This window comes from Citrobacter sp. RHBSTW-00017, assembly GCF_013797615.1.
Classification (GTDB): Bacteria; Pseudomonadota; Gammaproteobacteria; order Enterobacterales; family Enterobacteriaceae; genus Citrobacter; species Citrobacter braakii.
The window spans coordinates 782168-801291 of sequence record NZ_CP056899.1; the positions used below are offsets into that span (position 1 = coordinate 782168).

Genomic DNA, 19124 nt, shown 5'->3' on the forward strand with positions numbered 1-19124 from the left:
CCGTTGTCGTTTTTACTCTTGCGGATCGACTGACGGGATCGCGGGAGCAGGTTTAACTTCTGCCGTTTTTTCACGCGATTCCAGCTCAGTCAGACGTTGCTCAAGTAGCGCCAGCTTTTCACGGGTACGCAGCAAAACCTGAGTCTGTACATCAAACTCTTCACGGCTTACCAGATCCAGACGGGTCAGCTGTGACTGCAGCGTTTGACGAATTTTCTTCTCGACGTCTTCGCCAAACTCGCGGATCCCTTTCGGCATCGACTCGTGAACCTGACGAGCAATCTGCTCAATTTTTTTCGGGTCAATCATTGTGGTTTCCCTGAACTGGTACGTGTTGTTGCCTATTGTAGTGCGAACTGGCACAGGCATAAACCAGAATTGTGTGAAGCTAAGACGAGCAAAGGCGTTGATGAAGGTAATCAATAGCGTTATAGTTAACCCGCTTATTCTCAGGGCGGGGCGAAATTCCCCACCGGCGGTAAATCAACTCAGGTTGAAAGCCCGCGAGCGCTTTGGGTGCAAACTCAAAGGTCAGCAGATCCGGTGTAATTCCGGGGCCGACGGTTAGAGTCCGGATGGGAGAGAGTAACGATCCAGTCGGGCATGGACCCGCTCACGTTATTTTTTTGCCGCTTAGACGGTACTCCTAAGACTGCCCTGATTCTGGTAACCATAATTTTAGTGAGGTTTTTTTACCATGAATCAGACGCTACTTTCCTCTTTTGGTACGCCTTTCGAACGTGTTGAACTTGCGCTGTCTGCGCTGCGTGAAGGACGCGGTGTGATGGTGCTTGACGACGAAGATCGTGAAAACGAAGGCGATATGATTTTCCCGGCAGAAACCATGACTGTTGAACAGATGGCTCTGACCATCCGTCACGGCAGCGGTATTGTATGCCTGTGCATCACTGAAGACCGACGCAAACAGCTCGATCTGCCAATGATGGTGGAAAATAACACCAGCGCTTACGGTACCGGTTTTACCGTCACCATTGAAGCCGCAGAAGGCGTGACCACCGGCGTTTCCGCTGCGGACCGTGTTACTACGGTGCGTGCGGCAATTCAGGATGGCGCTAAACCTTCCGATCTTAACCGTCCGGGGCACGTTTTCCCGCTGCGTGCTCAGGCAGGTGGCGTGTTGACCCGCGGTGGTCACACTGAAGCAACCATCGACCTGATGACGCTGGCAGGGTTTAAACCGGCAGGCGTGCTGTGCGAACTGACCAATGACGATGGCACCATGGCGCGTGCGCCAGAATGTATCGAATTTGCCGGCAAGCATAATATGGCGGTAGTTACTATTGAAGACCTGGTGGCTTACCGTCAGGCGCATGAGCGCAAAGCCAGCTAATCGCAAATTACCACGTTAGTCGCGGTAAGCATAAAAAACCGAAGCCATCTTCCAGGCTTCGGTTTTTTTGTTTCTTGCTCCGATTATTTGGTTCTCACCCGGTTTAATGCCCATGCGCCGCTCATAATGATGAGCAACAGTAAGCACAAACTAAAGGCCAACAAACAGGCCTGCGCCATGTTCATAAAATGCCAAGGCGGGATCAGATACCAGCCTTCTGACTGCTGGTACAGATCGACAAACCACTTTTGCGTACTGCTGAGCGCCACGCCGTCGGGAACGATGGGAGCGTCATAGCCGCAATCTCCTGTGGGTTTAAACCACTCCGGTGCCCAGTTGGCCAGAGGCAAATTGAAAGGGAATGTCGGATCGGTGGAACATCCCTGTACGCCAAACAGCGAATCCGGGTCCGGGTTATGTACAGCATAATGAATGCTGTTAAGTTTGATGGAGAACTTAATGCCCAGGATGCTGCCGTAAAATGCCGCGATACAACCGATGAGCTTCAGAACAACATTTTTGGGGTTGATTGCCGCAATCAATCCGCCAAAAACCATCACCAGCATGGCAAAACGAATGTAGACACATTGCTCGCAGGGGGCCATGTAGAGATAGATTTGGAAGAACGAGTGCGCCAGAATAATCAATCCACCCATTGCGCAAGCCATCAACAGCCACAGAAAGCGCTGTTCCTGCCATCTCACCAGGGTATCAACCGGTGTATTGCGTAAGTCTCGCCACGATCCTTTTATGAAAGCCATAGCCGGGTCCCTGTTTATTTTTTCGCGAGCTCTCTGACAAGCTCAGCCATGGAATCAATAGATTTGATATTTTTGGTGTAGATCAGGTATTTACCATTGACGACGTAAGCCGGAACGCCCTGGATTTTGGCGACATCATATGCTGCTTTCCATTTCTCCAGCGTTTGCTGGACGGCTGGATCCTTCAATGCCGCGTCAAAATCAGCCTGGCTCATGCCCGCTGCATCCAACCCTGTTTTGATGAATGAGGCGGGATCTTTACCCTCTGACCAGCGCTCTTTCTTATCGTGGTAGGCGGCGTAATAAGCGAACTTGGCTTTTTTAAACTGTGATTTGGCGTCAAACAATGAAATACCTGCAGCCATGTCCCTGGCAATCATTACGGCAAAGATTTCACTGGCCTGCTTACCGTATTCCCCTTTGGTTTCCAGATGAAACGGAGTGAAAGTAACGACATCGGCGACTTTGTCTGACACGGGCCCTGTCACGGCTTTATCATATTTGTAGCAAAATGGGCAGGCGTAACTGAATACTTTGATCAACGTCTTATCGGCATTGGGAATTGGTTTTTCCAGAACCATATAATCAGTGCCTTCAGTAAACGCTGATGCTGCAAACGGTGAGGCAAGCGCGGCGGTTAATACCACGCTTTTAAATAATGAAGTGATCCATTTAGATGACATAATTAATCCTTAATCTAATGTAATTATTTAAACATTTGGCGTGGATGAACCAGCAATGCACGGTAGTGAGTTTGATTTGGCTTATCGGACAGGACATTAATTTCGACTTTGACTTCTTTTGTTTTGTAGTCAATTTCGTTGATTTTGCCGATGGTTGGCTGTCCAACGTCAAATAAATTAATCGAACCACCAAAGCCAAACATGGTGTCGCGATCTTTTTGATATTCGATAACCGAGGTGATAGGGCTATAAAAATCATAACCGCGCTCTTTTCCGTACTCCCAAATTTGCTGGACGGTCCCTTTTTTCTCGTCAATTTTATATTCGACGAAACGGGAGTATTTCATTGTTGGTAACGCCGGTTGTTCGAGTCCGCGGCCATCGCCGTTGTCAAAAATGGTAAGCGTTCCTTTGCTGGAGAGCCATGCGGTGTGTTGAGTGTAGGTAAAATCGAAATCGGTATTCTCGCACTTGCCATTTTCATCACATTTCAGTGCGTTGCCTTTATCATCAACCGGTTTTAACAGCTTGCTTGCCAGCGTCTTATTCCAGCCTTTAGACGGTGCAAGGATCCACTTAACCTGTTTATCGCGACCGATTTTGACAACCCCCTGATGGCGGGAAGAGATAATGATGGCGTCGTCTTTGGCATCAAAGGCGATGGAGTTAACGTGCGCCCAGTTACGACCCGCACCCACGCCGAGGGCATCACCGTAGGGGGTATCTGGCTCCAGTTTTGCCTGCTGGCCGGCATGAGCGAGGTCCACGTTGACGCATACCGCGCCCGCATCCAACGCACCCAGCAGTGCATCACGCATCGGATCGAGAATTTTTGTCAGATCCCACACGTCAACAACACGACCGGATTTGTCGACTTCAATAATCTGGTCGCGGATAGTTTGTACGTGAATGCCATCTTCCTTACGATAATCACGTTTACCCACGCGAAGCAGTACGGTGCCGTTCACCGTTTCGACGGACTCATGCGATGCGTCGAGGAATCCGCGCGGCAGCTTATGGTCGGCCAGAATCTGGCCCATCATATCGAACTCATACCAGTGCTGGCCCTGTACGGCGGTGAAGGTGCCGCGCGGTGTCTCCCGTATCCCCATCAGGTAACCGCGCTTGTTGATATCCATGTCATGACCGTCATAGAAAGTGTCCTGATCCAGCCACCAACGATATTCGCCTTCCGTATCAACGACAAAGGTAAAGGGTGCGATATCAAAGGGTAATGCGCCACCGGCCGGACCAGCATCCAGGATACCGGCATTTTTATCTTTTTCACCATGCCAGTGGAATTCTGCGCCCTGCGCGGTAAAGGTGTGGGTATTCACCAGATAGAGACGGTCTTCAAAGCCAGGTGCGACCTTAATAACGTTTGTTTGCTGTAAATCGGAAATAGAACGGTTATCCATGTAGTGATTAACGATGGCAGATGTTTGCACCACGTAATCTTCCTTGATGGCCTTGCCATTTTCTTTATATTCAACGGTGACCTTATTAGCGAACTTTTGATAAAGGCGGTAATGGTGCCAACTTACTGATTTAGTGTATGATGGTGTTTTTGAGGTGCTCCAGTGGCTTCTGTTTCTATCAGCTGTCCCTCCTGTTCAGCTACTGAAGGCGTGGTGCGTAACGGTAAAAGCACTGCCGGACATCAGCGCTATCTCTGCTCTCACTGCCGTAAAACATGGCAGCTACAGTTCACTTACACCGCCTCTCAGCCCGGTACACACCAGAAAATTATTGATATGGCCATGAATGGCGTCGGATGTCGCGCCAGTGCACGCATTATGGGCGTTGGCCTCAACACGATTTTACGACACTTAAAAAACTCAGGCCGCAGTCGGTAAACTCACGCATACAACCGGGCAGTGACGTCATTGTTTGCGCGGAAATGGACGAACAGTGGGGTTACGTCGGCGCTAAATCACGCCAGCGCTGGTTGTTTTACGCGTATGACAGGATACGGAGGACGGTTGTGGCGCACGTATTCGGTGAACGCACGTTGGCCACGCTGGAGCGTCTTCTTGGCCTGCTGTCGGCCTTTGAGGTCGTGGTATGGATGACGGATGGCTGGCCGCTTTATGAATCACGCCTGAAGGGAGAACTGCACGTTATCAGCAAGCGATATACGCAGCGCATTGAGCGGCATAACCTGAATCTGAGGCAGCATCTGGCAAGGCTGGGCAGGAAGTCACTGTCGTTCTCAAAATCGGTGGAGCTGCATGACAAAGTCATCGGGCATTATCTGAACATAAAACACTATCAGTAAGTTGGAGTCATTACCGATAAAGGCCAAAAATAGGAACCCCATCGTAGGTGGCGAGGGATTCTTTGCCGACGGTATAGGTAATTGGGACTCCTTTTTCACCTTTACCATGAACGGTGACTTTAACATCCGAAATAACGTGACTATCTAATTCAACCAGTGCGGTAAGAGGGGCGTTTCCGTATGGGTCAACGACTATCGCACCCAATTTTCCTGCGGGCTGGGCTGGTTGGAAACCTGCGGCAAATGAATTCCCTGCGGCAAAGCCAAACGTCAGTGCAAGCGTTCCGGCTAGAAGTGTTTTTCGGTACTGTGTAAACATGGATATATCTCCTTATATTATCTTTAAATATAACAGTGCTGAATATATTATGTTTTTACGATGTGAATATAATAAAAAATGGTATTGCCGATGCTACTTTTATGGTGAATATATTAATATTGATGAGGTGTATTATTTTGCAGGCGCTAATTTTTATTATTTTTTGGATGGTATGAGTGCGTTATTTTAAGGGCAATATTTATTATTGCGCAGTGTGATCTTGTCGACATTGTTTTATTTTTTATAACGGTGTTAACTATTTGCATAGCTGCTGGTTTATATGATCGAAATCATATATTTGTTTTTGGAATATGCCACTATAGGAGTATGTCAGAATAAGGTTGTGTAAAATTTTAACGTTAAATGTTTAATGATGTTAAATTTTAAGGGTAAAAGAATGTTTATCGCCTGGTACTGGATTGTATTAATTGCACTCGTTGCAGTTGGTTATTATTGCCATATGAAGCGTTATTGTCGGGCATTTCGGCAAGACCGGGATGCATTACTCGAGGCGCGAAACAAACTCTTTCGTCGTTCTGGCGAAGATAACAGCGCGGTTAAGGAACAGGAATAGTCCTTCACGTTCTGCTATGGATGAGCGGATGCTGTAAATTAGCAGGGTGGCATCCGCCCTCTGAATTAGCCGATCCCCATGGACTGGAGGATGACAAGACTTAATCCCATCACCGACATTCCACAAAGTACCCCATAGCTGGGATTATTATTCGGATCGATCTCTTTTGCCAACGGCATTAGCTCATCGACGGACAGCGCTACCATAATTCCTGCGACTGCTGCCATTATTGCCGCCATCACTACCGGCGAGATCAGGCTCCCCAGAATTAACCACGCCAGTACGCCACCCAGGATTTCCGCCATGCCCGAGATCCCGGCCCAGAATATCGCCGTACGTTTGGAGCCCGTGGCTGCATAGACTGGACCCGCAACGGCTAATCCTTCAGGAATATTGTGTAATGCGACGGCAAGGGCAATACCAAAGCCCAGCTCGAGGTTGCTGCTGGCGGTAACAAACGTCGCTATCCCTTCCGGGAAGTTGTGCAGGCTAATGCCGAGCGTTAATAAAATCGCGGTACGTTTAATGGAGCCGGGCAGTGGCCGCGTGGTTTTCTGTACCAGATCCTGAGGGTGCGCGTGCGGCAATAGGCGGTCCAGGCCAAAGTATCCCAGTAAGCCAACGATAAACATTCCGTAGCCCAATACCGGCGACATGCCTTCAGCAGCCAGTGCGGCTGGGAGCATCTCCATCAGTGAGATCAGTAACATAATCCCTGCGGCGAAGCCTAACGAAAAGGCGAGTACGCGGTTGGAGGGTTTTTGCCCTAACACGCCGAGAAATGCGCCGATAAACGTGGCGGCGCCTGCCAGTAAAGTCAGAAGTAAAGGTACTGACATCGACAAATAAAACTCCTTATCAATCTGCTGTCCGGGTTGGATCGTCAAAATAACTGATGATCTTCATCATGGTTATCTGAGTTCTTCATCAGCCGAATAAGCGTATTGTGGTGGTATCAAAATGACTCCCTCAGTAAGGATATCATCATGTCTTCAACTCGTATGCCAGCATTGTTTTTGGGTCACGGTAGCCCGATGAATGTTCTGGAAGATAACGTTTATACCCGCGCCTGGCAGCAACTGGGGGAAACGTTGCCGCGCCCGAAAGCCATTGTGGTGGTCTCGGCGCATTGGTTCACTCGTGGCACGGGCGTGACGGCGATGGAAGCGCCGAAAACGATCCACGATTTTGGCGGTTTTCCGCAGGCGCTGTATGACACCCATTACCCGGCTCCTGGATCACCGGAACTGGCGCAGCATCTGGTTGACTTGCTGGCCCCGGTGCCCGTTACCTTAGACAAAGAGGCGTGGGGTTTTGACCACGGTTCATGGGGCGTGCTGATCAAGATGTACCCGCATGCGGATATTCCGATGGTGCAGCTGAGCATTGACAGTACCAAACCTGCGGCCTGGCATTTTGAAATTGGCCGCAAGCTGGCGGCACTGCGTGATGAGGGCATTATGCTGGTAGCCAGCGGTAACGTGGTGCATAACCTGCGCACTGCGCGTTGGCACGGAGAGAACACGCCATATCCGTGGGCGACCTCATTCAACGAATATGTTAAAGCAAACCTGACATGGCAGGGACCGGTTGAACAGCACCCGCTGGTGAACTATCTCGATCATGAAGGGGGATCGTTATCGAACCCGACACCGGATCACTATCTGCCGCTGCTGTATGTATTAGGTGCCTGGGACGGCAAAGAGCCGGTGACTATTCCTGTTGACGGGATTGAGATGGGAAGTTTGAGTATGTTGTCGGTGCAGGTCGGATGATAAATGCGCCCGATGGCACTGCGCTTATCGAGCCTACAGTTCGTGCTGTAGGCCGGGTAAGACGCAGCTACCACCCGGCACTCTCAGTCATTCGACAAAAATATGCGGATAGAAACGCGAGAGATCCTGCGTGATCAACGCGCGGTCTTCGCGAATGCCAATGCCAGCTGGTTGATCGTTGATTAGCCAGCTGCCGATCAACATATAGCTGTCGCCAAACTTCGGTAGCTGATGGAATTGCTGCACGATCATACCTTCTTCGCCGTACGGCCCTTCCACTGCTTCGATCGTTTTACCGTTTTCGATAATTGAAACGTTCGCGCCTTCACGTGAGAAGATCGGCTTTACGACGAATTTATCCATCTGAGGATAGTCATCTTCGGCGAAATACGCAGGCAGCAGATTCGGATGATCCGGGAACATTTCCCACAACAGCGGTAATAACGCTTTGTTAGAGATAATGCTCTTCCAGGCTGGTTCCAGCCAGCGAACGCCAGCGTCTTCCAGCTTAGTGGAGAACATTTCGCGCAGCATGAATTCCCACGGATAGAGCTTGAACAGGTTAGCTATGACCTGATCTTGCATATCCGTGAACTGACCCTTTTCACCAAGACCAATATCTTCGACATAGAGGAATTCAGTGGCGATTTCAGCTTCGGCAGCGCAATCCTGCAGATACTGGATCGTTCCGCGATCTTCCACCGTATCGCGACAACAGGTCAGATGTAGCAACTGAAAACCATACTGCTCACGCAGCTCGGCGAAACGCTCGATCAGCTTTTCCTGCAGACTGTTGAATTGATCGCTGCCTTCCGGCAGGTTGCCTGCATTGAGTTGGTCCTCCAGCCAGATCCACTGGAAAAACGCAGCTTCGTACAGAGAGGTTGGCGTATCGGCGTTGTTTTCTAACAGCTTAGGCTCGCCCGTGCCGTCCCACGCCAGATCGAGACGCGAATAGAGCGACGGCTGCTGTGTCAGCCAGGACTGGCGGACAAAGCCCCAGGTATGCTTCGGAATGCGAAACTTGGTCATCAGCTCATCGCTGGCGATGACCCTTTCCACCACTTTGAGACACATTTGATGCAGCTCTGCGGTGACCTCTTCCAGCTTTTCGACCTGAGCAAGCGTGAGCTTATAATACGCATCCTCACACCAGTACGGCTCGCCGTACATAGTGTGAAAGTTGAAACCGTATTCGGTGGCTTTATCGCGCCAGTCCGGGCGCTCAACAATACTGACTCTTTCCATGACGATCAGCCGCCCATTGAACGAGTGGTAGTACCGCTTGCGCTACGCTGCATGGTGCTCTGTTTAGCCACAGATTCGCCAAATCCGCCGCGGGTTACGGTAGAGGTGGTAGCCGGTTTCGGCGCCATGGCGGTTTTCGGTACGGTCATGGTGCGACCTGGCGTTGCGGCGCCGTAGTTTTTGCCGCCGGCATCCGTATATTTGCCGTATGCCGGGCTGGCCGGATTTTTCGAGCTGAACAGCGGCTGCTGAGCGCCCATACCGCCACCCATCATGCGGCCCATCATATAGCCTGCCATCAGCGGCATCCAAAAGCTGCCGCTGCTTTGATTCTGCGCCTGAGCCTGGCCTTCACCGGTCGGCGCCATGCCCGCTTGTGCAGGTGCCTGTTGGCACTGGCCTTCGCCGAATTCAGCGATACAGTCTTCGCGAGTGGCGTATTTTGGCGCGGTGCGTTCAGCTTCTTTCAGCGCATTGTTAAACGCGGTGGTACATTCGGCGCTTTTACCCGGATTAGCTGCAGAGCAGTCGTCCGCGTTCTGATAAAGCGAAACCGTTTCGTCACTCTTTTCACAGCCCGCGAGCATAAAAACAGCGGTAACTGCCAGAGCGACAGGAGTCAGGTGGCGCGCGCTCCAGCTTTTGCGGAACGAGGCGTGATGTATAGATTTTGTCCGTTTCATTTATGTCTTCCAGGACCCAGTGGTAACTCTGCTCAGAATAGAGGATGACTGGTCGAAATTGAAGCGGGAAGAGGCGAGAATGCGGAAGAAGGGGCGGATCTTTACGTTGCCTTACGTTCAGACGGGGCCGAAGCCCCGTCATCAGCATCAGTTACGGAACGGGTTGTTACCGTTGCTGCTGGTTGAACGTGCAGCCGTTGGTTGAGCCGCAGGCATATTGCCGTTGCTGTTAAAGTCATTCACAGCGGCATCTTGCTGCGGATTTTGCGGCGCTACGTTATCCGGAGAAGTCGGGATCGGTTTACCCAGCGTATTGTTCAGCGCCACCAGATCCTGCTCGTTCAGCGTACCGAGCGCAGATTTGACGTTAAGCTGGTTGATAAGATAGGTATAACGCGCATTCGCCAGTTGCTGCTTGGCGTTGTACAGCGTGGTGGTGGCATCCAACACATCCACGATGGTACGGGTACCTACGGAATAGCCTGCTTCCATCGCATCTAAAGAGCTTTGGGCAGAGACAACCGCTTGTTTGTACGCGTTAATGCTACTGATAGAAGCATTAATGTTGTTGAACGAAGAACGCACGGTTTGCACCACGCTGCGGTGCGCGCTTTCCAGTTGTTCGCTCGCGCCAACAAAGTTGTACTGCGCTTGTTTCACCTGCGAGTTAACCATCCCACCCTGGTACAGCGGCAGTGAGAAGTTCAGACCGATTTTGTTCTGGCCCATGTTGCTGTCGTCGTACTGAGAGCCGGTTGCACCACGGGTTTTAGATCCACTATAAGAAGTGTCAGAAACGCCGGTAGAGGCGGTCAAACCCAGCGTCGGTAAGTGACCATCCTGCGCCAGACGAATCTGTTCACGCGCCAGATCCTGGCTCAAACGCGCCTGCAATAATGAGAGGTTGCGGTTTTCTGCTTCTTTCAGCAGCGCGTTCACCGCCTGCGGTTTGTTGGTTTTAAAGCCATCAACGTTCAGCGAAGCCAGTTCCGGGTAGTAGTTACCGGTCACCTGGCGCAGCTGTTCTACCGCGTTGTCGAGATTGTTACGCGCGGTCACTTCGTTCGCCAGCACGGTGTCGTATTGTGAACGGGCGTTCTGTACGTCAGTGATGGCGACCAGGCCCACGTTAAAACGCTGTGTGGTCTGATCTAACTGACGATAGACCGCATCTTTCTGTGCCTGAGTGTAAGACAGCACGTCAATCGCGTTCAGTACGTTAAAATAAGCGGTAGCGGTATTCAGGATCAGCGTTTGCTGATCGGTCTGATACGTTACGTCCTGGATGCCTGCTGCTTTTTCTTGCAGCGTCAGGGCACGCCATTTAGACATGTCGAACAGCGTCTGAGTCAATTGTAATGACGCGCTGGTTGCGTTGGAGTTGACGCCATTTGCATCACGGTAGCCATTGCTGTAGGTGTAATCGGCACCTAAACCTAGTTGCGGCAGTAATGGGCTACGCGCTTCGTTAATTTTTTCGAATGCAGCATCGCGATCGGCGGCGGATTTACGCAATTCCGGGTTGCTCAGGCGTGCTTGCTGATAAACCTGCATCAGGTTTTCTGCCTGGCTCAAAGTAGTGAACCCCGACAGGCTCAGGCCGATAAGGATGGGGAGCAATTTCTTCATTTGCATTCCTTGTTGTGAAGCAGTATTTAGCGCTGATCAAATTGTAAAAATATTTGCTGATTCTAGCAGAATCCGCCACTTCAAAAAGTTGGCGTTACGTGCCATACGGCGTTAATTTGCATCAATTTAACACAAGGGCGTTCAAACATCAGTCAAACGACCTTGAAATTCACATTTTAATCACTATTGGTTTCAGGACAGCACAATGCGTAAACCAGACAACTTGCCAATGACTTTCACTAAAAATGATGTAGAAATTATTGCACGAGAAACGCTATACCGCGGTTTTTTTTCACTGGATCTTTATCGGTTCCGCCATCGCCTGTTTAACGGCGGTATGAGTGGTGAGGTAAAGCGCGAAATTTTTGAGCGCGGACACGCGGCAGTCTTGCTACCCTTTGACCCTGAGCGGGACGAAGTTGTTCTGGTCGAGCAGATCCGTATCGCGGCGTTTGATACCAGCGAAAGCCCGTGGCTTCTGGAAATGGTGGCCGGAATGATTGAAGAGGGCGAAACCGTTGAGGATGTGGCTCGTCGTGAAGCGATGGAAGAGGCCGGGCTGGAAGTTAAACGTACCAAGCCCGTTCTGAGCTATCTGGCAAGCCCTGGCGGCACCAGTGAGCGCCTGTCTATTTTAGTTGGCGAAGTGGACGCCACGACCGCGAGCGGGATCCACGGTCTGGCTGATGAAAACGAAGATATTCGTGTTCATGTGGTGAGCCGGGAGCAGGCTTATCAATGGGTTGAAGAGGGGAAAATCGACAACGCGGCTTCTGTCATCGCCTTGCAATGGTTACAGCTGCACTATCAAGAGTTAAAAACTGAGTGGAAAAAATGAAGCGTTACACACCTGACTTCCCTGAAATGATGCGCCTGTGCGAAACCAACTATTCGCAATTGCGCCGTCTGCTGCCGCGTAATGACGCAGCCGATGAAACAGTGAGCTATCAGGTCGCAAACGCACAATATCGGTTAACGATCGTTGAATCGACCCGATACACTACGCTTGTCGCGATCGAACAAACGGCACCCGCGGTCACTTACTGGAGCCTGCCGTCATTGACAGTCCGCCTGTATCATGACGCGAGGGTGGCTGAAGTGTGTTCGAGTCAGCAGATCTTTCGCTTCAAAGCGCGGTATGATTATCCAAATAAAAAGTTGCATCAACGCGACGAAAAGCATCAAATTAATCAGTTTCTGGCCGACTGGTTACGGTACTGTTTAGCACATGGAGCGATGGCGATTCCGGTTTATTAGCGTCGTGAAACCTAAGGACACCATTTGGAAAGCCTGTTAACCCTTCCTTTGGCTGGTGAGGCCAGAGTCAGGATCTTACAAATTACAGACACTCACCTGTTTGCCGAAAAGCATGAAACGCTGCTGGGTGTAAACACCTGGGACAGCTATCAATCCGTACTGGATGCAATACATGCAGAGTCGCCTGAATACGATCTGATCGTCGCGACTGGTGATTTGGCGCAGGACCAATCCGCTGCGGCCTATCAGCATTTTGCTGAGGGCATCGCAAGCTTTCGTGCGCCCTGCGTTTGGCTACCGGGCAATCACGATTTTCAGCCGGCAATGTACAGCGCGCTACAGGACGCGGGGATCTCACCCGCTAAACGCGTCTTTATTGGTGAACAGTGGCAAATCCTGTTGTTGGACAGCCAGGTGTTCGGCGTTCCCCACGGTGAATTAAGCGAATTTCAGCTCGAATGGCTGGAACGTAAACTTGCCGATGCGCCTGAGCGCAATACTTTGCTGCTTCTGCATCATCATCCTCTGCCAGCAGGCTGTAGCTGGCTCGATCAGCATAGCCTGCGTAATGCCGCAGAGCTGGATAACGTGCTGGTGAATTATCCTCGTGCCAAGTATTTGTTGTGCGGGCATATTCATCAGGAACTGGATTTGGACTGGAACGGACGCCGCCTGCTGGCGACGCCGTCGACCTGTGTGCAGTTTAAGCCACACTGTTCAAACTTCACGTTAGATACCATCAGCCCCGGCTGGCGGACGCTGGAGCTTTTTGCTGACGGGACGTTGCAGACTCAGGTACGCCGTCTGCAGGGTAATCGGTTCCACCCTGATACCGCTTCAGAAGGCTACTGATGTCTACGCTTCTTTATCTTCACGGATTTAATAGTTCTCCTCGTTCGGCGAAGGCATGTTTGCTGAAAAACTGGCTGGCGGAGCATCATCCGCACGTTGAGATGATCGTACCCCAGTTGCCACCGTATCCGGCCCAGGCCGCAGAGATGCTGGAATCGATCATTCTCGAACATGGCGGAGAGTCGCTGGGAATTGTCGGTTCCTCACTAGGAGGCTATTACGCCACCTGGCTGTCGCAATGTTTTATGCTGCCCGCGGTGGTGGTGAACCCTGCTGTCCGACCTTATGAACTGCTGGTCGACTATCTCGGTCAAAACGAGAACCCCTACACGGGGCAGCAATATGTGCTAGAGTCACGCCATATTTACGATCTTAAAGTCATGCAGATTGACCCGCTGGAAGCGCCGGATTTGATCTGGCTGCTTCAACAAACGGGCGATGAAGTGTTGGACTACCGCCAGGCGGTGGCGTATTACGCCTCCTGCCGCCAGACAGTTATTGAGGGCGGAAACCACGCATTCACGGGCTTCGAAGATTATTTCAACCCGATTGTCGATTTCCTTGGACTGCACAGTTTCTGACGATCAATTCGAATTGCTTATTTAAACCATGACGCAAACTTATAACGCTGATGCCATTGAGGTACTCACTGGGCTTGAGCCGGTACGCCGTCGCCCGGGGATGTACACCGATACAACCCGTCCGAACCATCTTGGACAGGAAGTGATTGATAACAGTGTGGATGAAGCACTGGCGGGCCACGCAAAACGCGTGGACGTGATTTTACATGCCGACCAGTCTCTGGAAGTTATTGATGATGGCCGCGGCATGCCGGTAGACATTCACCCTGAAGAGGGCGTTCCGGCGGTAGAGCTGATCCTCTGTCGTCTGCACGCAGGCGGTAAGTTCTCCAACAAAAACTATCAGTTCTCTGGTGGTTTACATGGGGTGGGGATCTCCGTGGTCAACGCCCTGTCGAAGCGTGTGGAAGTGAACGTGCGCCGCGACGGGCAGGTGTACAACATCGCGTTTGAGAACGGCGATAAGGTGCAAGATTTACAGGTTGTCGGTACCTGCGGTAAACGCAATACCGGAACCAGCGTGCACTTCTGGCCGGATGAAAGCTTCTTTGACAGCCCGCGTTTTTCCGTTTCGCGCTTAACGCACGTACTGAAAGCCAAAGCGGTGCTGTGCCCAGGCGTTGAGATCACCTTTAAGGACGAGGTCAATAACAGTGAACAGCGCTGGTGCTACCAGGATGGCCTGAATGACTATCTGAGCGAAGCGGTGAATGGCCTGCCGACGCTGCCGGAAAAACCGTTTATCGGTAATTTCAGCGGTGAAACAGAAACCGTGGACTGGGCGCTGCTCTGGCTGCCGGAAGGCGGCGAGCTGCTGACTGAAAGCTATGTGAACCTGATCCCAACCATGCAGGGCGGTACGCACGTTAACGGCCTGCGCCAGGGTCTGCTGGATGCAATGCGCGAGTTCTGTGAATACCGCAATATTCTGCCGCGCGGTGTGAAGCTGTCGGCGGAAGATATCTGGGATCGCTGTGCTTACGTGCTGTCGGTAAAAATGCAGGATCCGCAGTTTGCCGGACAAACCAAAGAGCGCCTCTCTTCGCGGCAGTGCGCGGCATTCGTCTCTGGCGTGGTGAAAGATGCTTTCAGCCTGTGGCTGAACCAGAACGTGCAATCAGCCGAACTGCTGGCTGAGATGGCGATTTCCAGCGCCCAGCGTCGTCTGCGGGCCGCGAAAAAAGTGGTGCGTAAAAAGTTGACCAGCGGTCCGGCGTTGCCGGGTAAACTGGCGGACTGTACCGCACAGGATCTTAATCGCACCGAACTGTTCCTCGTCGAAGGTGACTCGGCGGGCGGATCGGCTAAACAGGCGCGCGATCGTGAATATCAGGCGATCATGCCGCTGAAAGGTAAGATCCTCAACACCTGGGAAGTCTCTTCCGATGAAGTGTTGGCCTCGCAGGAAGTTCACGATATTTCGGTGGCGATCGGCATCGATCCGGACAGTGATGATCTGAGCCAGCTGCGCTACGGTAAGATCTGTATTCTGGCGGATGCGGATTCCGATGGTTTGCACATCGCCACGCTGCTGTGCGCGCTGTTTGTGAAACACTTCCGTACGCTGGTGAAACACGGTCACGTCTATGTGGCGCTGCCGCCGTTATACCGTATCGACCTCGGTAAAGAGGTGTATTACGCGCTGACGGAAGAAGAGAAAGCGGGCGTGCTGGAGCAGTTAAAACGCAAGAAAGGCAAGCCGAACGTGCAGCGCTTTAAAGGTCTGGGTGAAATGAACCCGATGCAGCTTCGCGAAACCACGCTGGATCCGAACACCCGCCGCCTGGTGCAGCTCATCATCGATGACGAAGACGATCAGCGTACCAACGCAATGATGGATATGCTGCTGGCCAAGAAGCGTTCTGAAGATCGCCGTAACTGGTTGCAGGAGAAAGGCGACCTGGCGGATCTCGAAGGGTAATTGACCGTGAATGCCTGGTGGCGCTGGGCTTACCAGGCCTGAGGATTGCAATATAAGCCGGATACGTCTGTTTATGGCGTTATCCGGCAAATCGACAATCTTAAATGCCAGACTCCAGAATACGAATACTCATGTCCAGCACGTCGCCTTTCACGGCTTCGCTATAGGCTTTCATATGCGGTGTCTGCAAATGCGCTTCAAGATGCGCAATGCTTTCCCACTGTTCAACCATCACGATTGAGTCCGGGGCTGTGGTCTGAAAACTGACGCCAGCAGCATGATCGACCATCGGCGCGTAGCCGTGGCAGCCTTCTTCTTTCAATACGGTTGGAACGATTTTAGCGAATTGATCCAGTACCGCCTGGCGGTGATGTTGACCTGGACGTGTACGGATTTCTGCAATAACGGTAAGCATGGTTAACTCCTTCTAATTCCAGGTTACCAGTTAACCAAAAATTTCGCTCAGATGCTTGCGATATTCTGCGATATAACGCGGGACGTCCGGCATTTTAATCACGTCATTGGTGATAAAGGTCGGCAGCGCTTCCATTCCCAGGAACTGGTTTGCTTTATGGAACGGGAGATAAACGCCATCAACGCCAACGCCATGGAAGAACTGATCTTTTTCAGTGAAAGCTTCTATCGGTGCGTTCCAGGTCAGTGACAGCATGTATTTTTTGCCCTGAATCAGCCCACCGGAGCCGTATTTTTTAGACGCATCTGAACGCGTGCGACCATCGCTGGCGTACAGCGTACCGTGACCTTCGGTAAACACGTCATCAATGTATTTTTTCACGGTCCACGGCGCACCCATCCACCAGCCAGGCATTTGCCAGATAACCACATCGGCCCAGACGAAGTTCTGTACTTCATCAGAAATGTCATAGTCGCTGTCGGCGCGCACGATTTTAACATCATGCCCGAGGTCGCGCAGAAGGCCATCCGCGACCTCGGTCAGGGTGTCGTTTAACTGACCGTTGGAGTGGGCGAATTTTTTCGCACCATTGATAATCAGAATGTTGCTCATTTTGTGTCCTCAGGGAAATACGTTTGAAGACGATTTTACCCCTACCAGCGACGCGGTGAAATTAGCAAAATGTGCAAAGTCTTTTGCTATTTGAGCAATAATAACGCAATTACCAACTGACCTTCGCTTCAAAGCCACCTTGCGGAGCGTTGCCAAACGAGGCTGACATTCCATGCAATATTGCGATACGGCGGACAATCGATAGGCCAAGACCGCTGCCGGTCACGCTTTGTCCCGGTGGACGATAAAAGCGTTCCCCGATGTGCGTCAGGACCTCTGGCGCAACGCCAGGACCATTATCCTTGACGCTAAAATTCCGGGCGTTGAGCGTCACTTCCACAATGCTACCCCGCGGGCTGTAGCGGATCGCATTATCCAGTAGATTTCGTACCATCAGGCTCAGCAACAGCGGCTGTCCTGTGCGCATGATGTTGTGCGCGTTAATCTGCAAACGCACGTCGATGTGCGCCTGCTGGGCTGGATGGTAGATATCCATCACCGCGGATTGCAAAAGCTCCTCCAGCGAGATTTCCGCCACATCCTGAAGATTGTCGAGGGAGTCGAGGCGTGAAAGCGTCAGTAACTGATCGACCAGTCGGGTGGCGCGTTCAATTCCCGCATGCAACTGTACCAGCGCTTTTTCCCGCGTTTGCGGGTCGTCGTCTGACAGTTGCACCACTTCTGTTTGTACTTTCAGCGCGGTCAACGGGCTGCGCAACTCGTGGGCAGCATCAGAAGTGAAGCGCCGTTCGCGGACCATCATGGAATGGGTGCGGGTAAACAACTGATTGAGCGATTCAACCAACGGGCGCACTTCGCTAGGTACACCTTTCGGATCGAGCGGCTCTTCCGATTCCGGTGAGCGCCAGCGCAGAGCCTGCGCCAGTTTTTTCAGCGGCCTGAGTTCACGGCTAATCATGACCACCAGGATTAGCAACATCAGCGGCAGCGCAATCAACCACGGTGTTAACTGGGCGGTGACGATCGACAGCGCCATATCCTCTCGATACTCCCACTCCTGGCCTACCACAATGCGGTATTTGCCGTCAGCGGAATTCAGCCACAGAAAACGCCATGCGTCGTTGTCCCCCTTGAGTTGGCCATCGGTAAAGCCTTCGCGGGTGTAGCTGTAGGGAATGTCCTGGCCGTTGTCGCCATCGTGCAATACCATTTTTCCGTCGATGGTGAAGATGGCAAACGTCAGCGCGTCGTCATCAATATGGCCGTGCTTGAGCTTCTTCGGCGTGCGAGCCATATTGCTTGAGGTGGTGACGTCGCTGATATCCAGCGTGCTAAGCCGCTTGGCGAACAACATCAGTTGGGTATCAAACAGCTCATCGACATTGTCGGTGGTCTGCTTCCAGGCTACAAAGCTCGAAACGGCCCAGGTTGCCGATGCCAGAATCAGAAAAATAAGCGTTAGCCTGATGCGCAGGCTGAGGTGTTGTGTGAGTTTCATGCGTCACCCAGGGTGTAGCCAATGCCATGCACGGTACGGATAAAGTCGCTGCCGAGCTTACGGCGTAAGTGATGGACGTGTACCTCAATCGCATTGCTGGAGACGTTTTCGTCCCAGGTATACAGTTTTTCTTCAATCAGTTTGCGGGGCAGGACGCGACCCTTATTGCGCATCAGCAGTTCCAGTAGAGCGAACTCTTTGGGTTTGAGAGACAAAGGCTCATCTGCCGCCGTGGCAACCAGCGCGCCGGGATCGAGCGTCACATGGCCATGGCGCAATATGTTGCTCGCCTGGCCGCTGGCACGGCGCACCAGTGCCTCCAGTCTGGCGGCAACTTCGATCAGCGCAAAGGGTTTGCACAGATAGTCATCCGCGCCGAGACGCAGACCCTCAACGCGTTCCGCCAGCGCGTCGCGAGCGGTCAGAATCAGCACTGGCTCCTGCTTCCCGTTGGCTCGCCATTCGCGCAAGATCTCCCGTCCGTCGATGCCTGGCAGCGTCAGGTCGAGGATCACCGCATCATAAGGGGCGCTGTAGAGCGCTTCTTTCCCCTGGCGACCCTCGGTAAACCAGTCGATGCTGAAACCCATTTTACTCAGACCTGTTTTCAGGCCGTCGCCGATCAACGTGTCATCTTCGATCAGTAAAATACGCATATGTTCTTCCCTGCAGCCGCTCTCATTAGCGTCAGTAAACCTTGTGACTACAGCCTCTGTACAGCAAAAA

The 19124-nt window shown here is 51.9% G+C and carries 20 protein-coding genes, 2 pseudogenes and 1 riboswitch; of the genes and pseudogenes, 9 read left to right on the forward strand and 13 right to left on the reverse strand.

The window, feature by feature from the left end:
- Window positions 1-12: 12 nt before the first annotated feature.
- On the reverse strand, window positions 13-309 hold the full coding sequence (gene ubiK, locus HV037_RS03770) for a ubiquinone biosynthesis accessory factor UbiK (RefSeq protein ID WP_003024618.1): 297 nt from the start codon (window positions 307-309) through the stop codon (window positions 13-15).
- A gap of 132 nt (window positions 310-441) precedes the next feature.
- A riboswitch (FMN riboswitch) is annotated at window positions 442-591 on the forward strand.
- Between the two features lie 106 nt (window positions 592-697).
- On the opposite strand from ubiK, the gene ribB reads away from it, so the two are divergent.
- Entirely contained in the window at window positions 698-1351 is a 654-nt protein-coding gene (gene ribB, locus HV037_RS03775; protein ID WP_016154529.1) for a 3,4-dihydroxy-2-butanone-4-phosphate synthase, read from the forward strand.
- An 83-nt stretch (window positions 1352-1434) separates the two neighbouring features.
- Here ribB and dsbI read toward each other — a convergent pair whose 3' ends face one another.
- The 3 genes and pseudogenes from dsbI to HV037_RS03790 form a co-directional block, all read right to left on the reverse strand.
- A complete protein-coding gene (dsbI, locus tag HV037_RS03780) occupies window positions 1435-2112 on the reverse strand; it encodes a protein-disulfide oxidoreductase DsbI (RefSeq protein ID WP_103284243.1) in 678 nt (225 codons plus the stop codon).
- A gap of 14 nt (window positions 2113-2126) precedes the next feature.
- Complete coding sequence (locus HV037_RS03785) at window positions 2127-2795, reverse strand: thiol:disulfide interchange protein DsbA/DsbL (RefSeq protein ID WP_019077701.1); 669 nt, start codon at window positions 2793-2795, stop codon at window positions 2127-2129.
- Between the two features lie 23 nt (window positions 2796-2818).
- Window positions 2819-4318, reverse strand: a pseudogene (locus tag HV037_RS03790) (aryl-sulfate sulfotransferase); the annotation flags it as partial.
- Window positions 4319-4375: 57 nt separating this feature from the next.
- Between HV037_RS03790 and HV037_RS03795 the strand changes: the two are divergent.
- Window positions 4376-5073, forward strand: a protein-coding gene (locus HV037_RS03795; protein WP_223274117.1) for an IS1 family transposase whose coding sequence is annotated in 2 segments (ribosomal slippage) — window positions 4376-4625 and window positions 4625-5073 — 699 coding nt in all. Because the reading frame shifts where the segments join, the coding sequence is not laid out codon by codon here.
- A gap of 13 nt (window positions 5074-5086) precedes the next feature.
- On the opposite strand, the pseudogene HV037_RS03800 reads toward HV037_RS03795, so the two are convergent.
- Window positions 5087-5392, reverse strand: a pseudogene (locus HV037_RS03800) (aryl-sulfate sulfotransferase N-terminal domain-containing protein); the annotation flags it as partial.
- 397 nt (window positions 5393-5789) lie between these two features.
- Here HV037_RS03800 and HV037_RS03805 point away from each other — a divergent pair.
- Window positions 5790-5966 (forward strand): hypothetical protein, encoded by a 177-nt coding sequence (locus HV037_RS03805; RefSeq protein WP_016154525.1) that lies wholly within the window; start codon window positions 5790-5792, stop codon window positions 5964-5966.
- A 65-nt stretch (window positions 5967-6031) separates the two neighbouring features.
- On the opposite strand, the gene zupT is transcribed toward HV037_RS03805, so the two are convergent.
- The gene (gene zupT / locus HV037_RS03810; RefSeq protein WP_016157488.1) at window positions 6032-6805 is read right to left on the reverse strand and encodes a zinc transporter ZupT; all 774 of its coding nucleotides are present in this window, start codon (window positions 6803-6805) and stop codon (window positions 6032-6034) included.
- Window positions 6806-6952: 147 nt separating this feature from the next.
- On the opposite strand from zupT, the gene ygiD reads away from it, so the two are divergent.
- Entirely contained in the window at window positions 6953-7741 is a 789-nt protein-coding gene (gene ygiD, locus HV037_RS03815; protein WP_016154523.1) for a 4,5-DOPA dioxygenase extradiol, read from the forward strand.
- An 87-nt stretch (window positions 7742-7828) separates the two neighbouring features.
- Here the strand turns inward: ygiD and HV037_RS03820 are convergent, their stop codons facing one another.
- The 3 genes from HV037_RS03820 to tolC all read right to left on the reverse strand — a co-directional run bounded on the left by HV037_RS03820 (window position 7829) and on the right by tolC (window position 11301).
- Window positions 7829-8989: a glutathionylspermidine synthase family protein gene (locus HV037_RS03820; protein WP_019077698.1), complete on the reverse strand. Its 1161-nt coding sequence runs from the start codon at window positions 8987-8989 to the stop codon at window positions 7829-7831.
- Window positions 8990-8994: 5 nt separating this feature from the next.
- Window positions 8995-9672 carry a DUF1190 family protein gene (locus HV037_RS03825; protein WP_016154521.1) on the reverse strand — a complete coding sequence of 226 codons (678 nt, stop codon included), beginning with the start codon at window positions 9670-9672 and terminating at the stop codon, window positions 8995-8997.
- Window positions 9673-9819: 147 nt separating this feature from the next.
- Entirely contained in the window at window positions 9820-11301 is a 1482-nt protein-coding gene (gene tolC / locus HV037_RS03830; protein ID WP_181022927.1) for an outer membrane channel protein TolC, read from the reverse strand.
- Window positions 11302-11506: 205 nt separating this feature from the next.
- Between tolC and nudF the strand changes: the two genes are divergently transcribed.
- Genes nudF through parE form a run of 5 tightly spaced genes read left to right on the forward strand, consistent with a single transcriptional unit; the run spans window position 11507 to window position 15912 of the window.
- Window positions 11507-12139 carry an ADP-ribose diphosphatase gene (nudF, locus tag HV037_RS03835; RefSeq protein ID WP_016154519.1) on the forward strand — a complete coding sequence of 211 codons (633 nt, stop codon included), beginning with the start codon at window positions 11507-11509 and terminating at the stop codon, window positions 12137-12139.
- Entirely contained in the window at window positions 12136-12558 is a 423-nt protein-coding gene (locus tag HV037_RS03840) for a DUF1249 family protein (protein WP_016154518.1), read from the forward strand. The genes nudF and HV037_RS03840 overlap by 4 nt, the downstream gene beginning before the upstream one ends.
- A gap of 24 nt (window positions 12559-12582) precedes the next feature.
- Complete coding sequence (cpdA, locus tag HV037_RS03845; RefSeq protein WP_016154517.1) at window positions 12583-13410, forward strand: 3',5'-cyclic-AMP phosphodiesterase; 828 nt, start codon at window positions 12583-12585, stop codon at window positions 13408-13410.
- On the forward strand, window positions 13410-13991 hold the full coding sequence (yqiA, locus tag HV037_RS03850; RefSeq protein ID WP_003024575.1) for an esterase YqiA: 582 nt from the start codon (window positions 13410-13412) through the stop codon (window positions 13989-13991). The genes cpdA and yqiA overlap by 1 nt, the downstream gene beginning before the upstream one ends.
- Before the next feature lie 28 nt (window positions 13992-14019).
- Complete coding sequence (gene parE / locus HV037_RS03855; RefSeq protein WP_003024571.1) at window positions 14020-15912, forward strand: DNA topoisomerase IV subunit B; 1893 nt, start codon at window positions 14020-14022, stop codon at window positions 15910-15912.
- A gap of 100 nt (window positions 15913-16012) precedes the next feature.
- Here parE and HV037_RS03860 read toward each other — a convergent pair whose 3' ends face one another.
- The 4 genes from HV037_RS03860 to qseB all read right to left on the reverse strand — a co-directional run bounded on the left by HV037_RS03860 (window position 16013) and on the right by qseB (window position 19054).
- Complete coding sequence (locus tag HV037_RS03860; protein ID WP_016154515.1) at window positions 16013-16327, reverse strand: putative quinol monooxygenase; 315 nt, start codon at window positions 16325-16327, stop codon at window positions 16013-16015.
- Between the two features lie 30 nt (window positions 16328-16357).
- On the reverse strand, window positions 16358-16939 hold the full coding sequence (locus HV037_RS03865) for an NAD(P)H-dependent oxidoreductase (protein ID WP_075848578.1): 582 nt from the start codon (window positions 16937-16939) through the stop codon (window positions 16358-16360).
- Window positions 16940-17048: 109 nt separating this feature from the next.
- Window positions 17049-18398, reverse strand: coding sequence for a quorum sensing histidine kinase QseC (gene qseC / locus HV037_RS03870; RefSeq protein ID WP_103284241.1), 1350 nt, complete (start codon window positions 18396-18398; stop codon window positions 17049-17051).
- Complete coding sequence (gene qseB, locus HV037_RS03875) at window positions 18395-19054, reverse strand: quorum sensing response regulator transcription factor QseB (protein WP_016157480.1); 660 nt, start codon at window positions 19052-19054, stop codon at window positions 18395-18397. Before qseB ends, qseC begins: the two co-directional genes overlap by 4 nt.
- Window positions 19055-19124 lie beyond the last annotated feature (70 nt).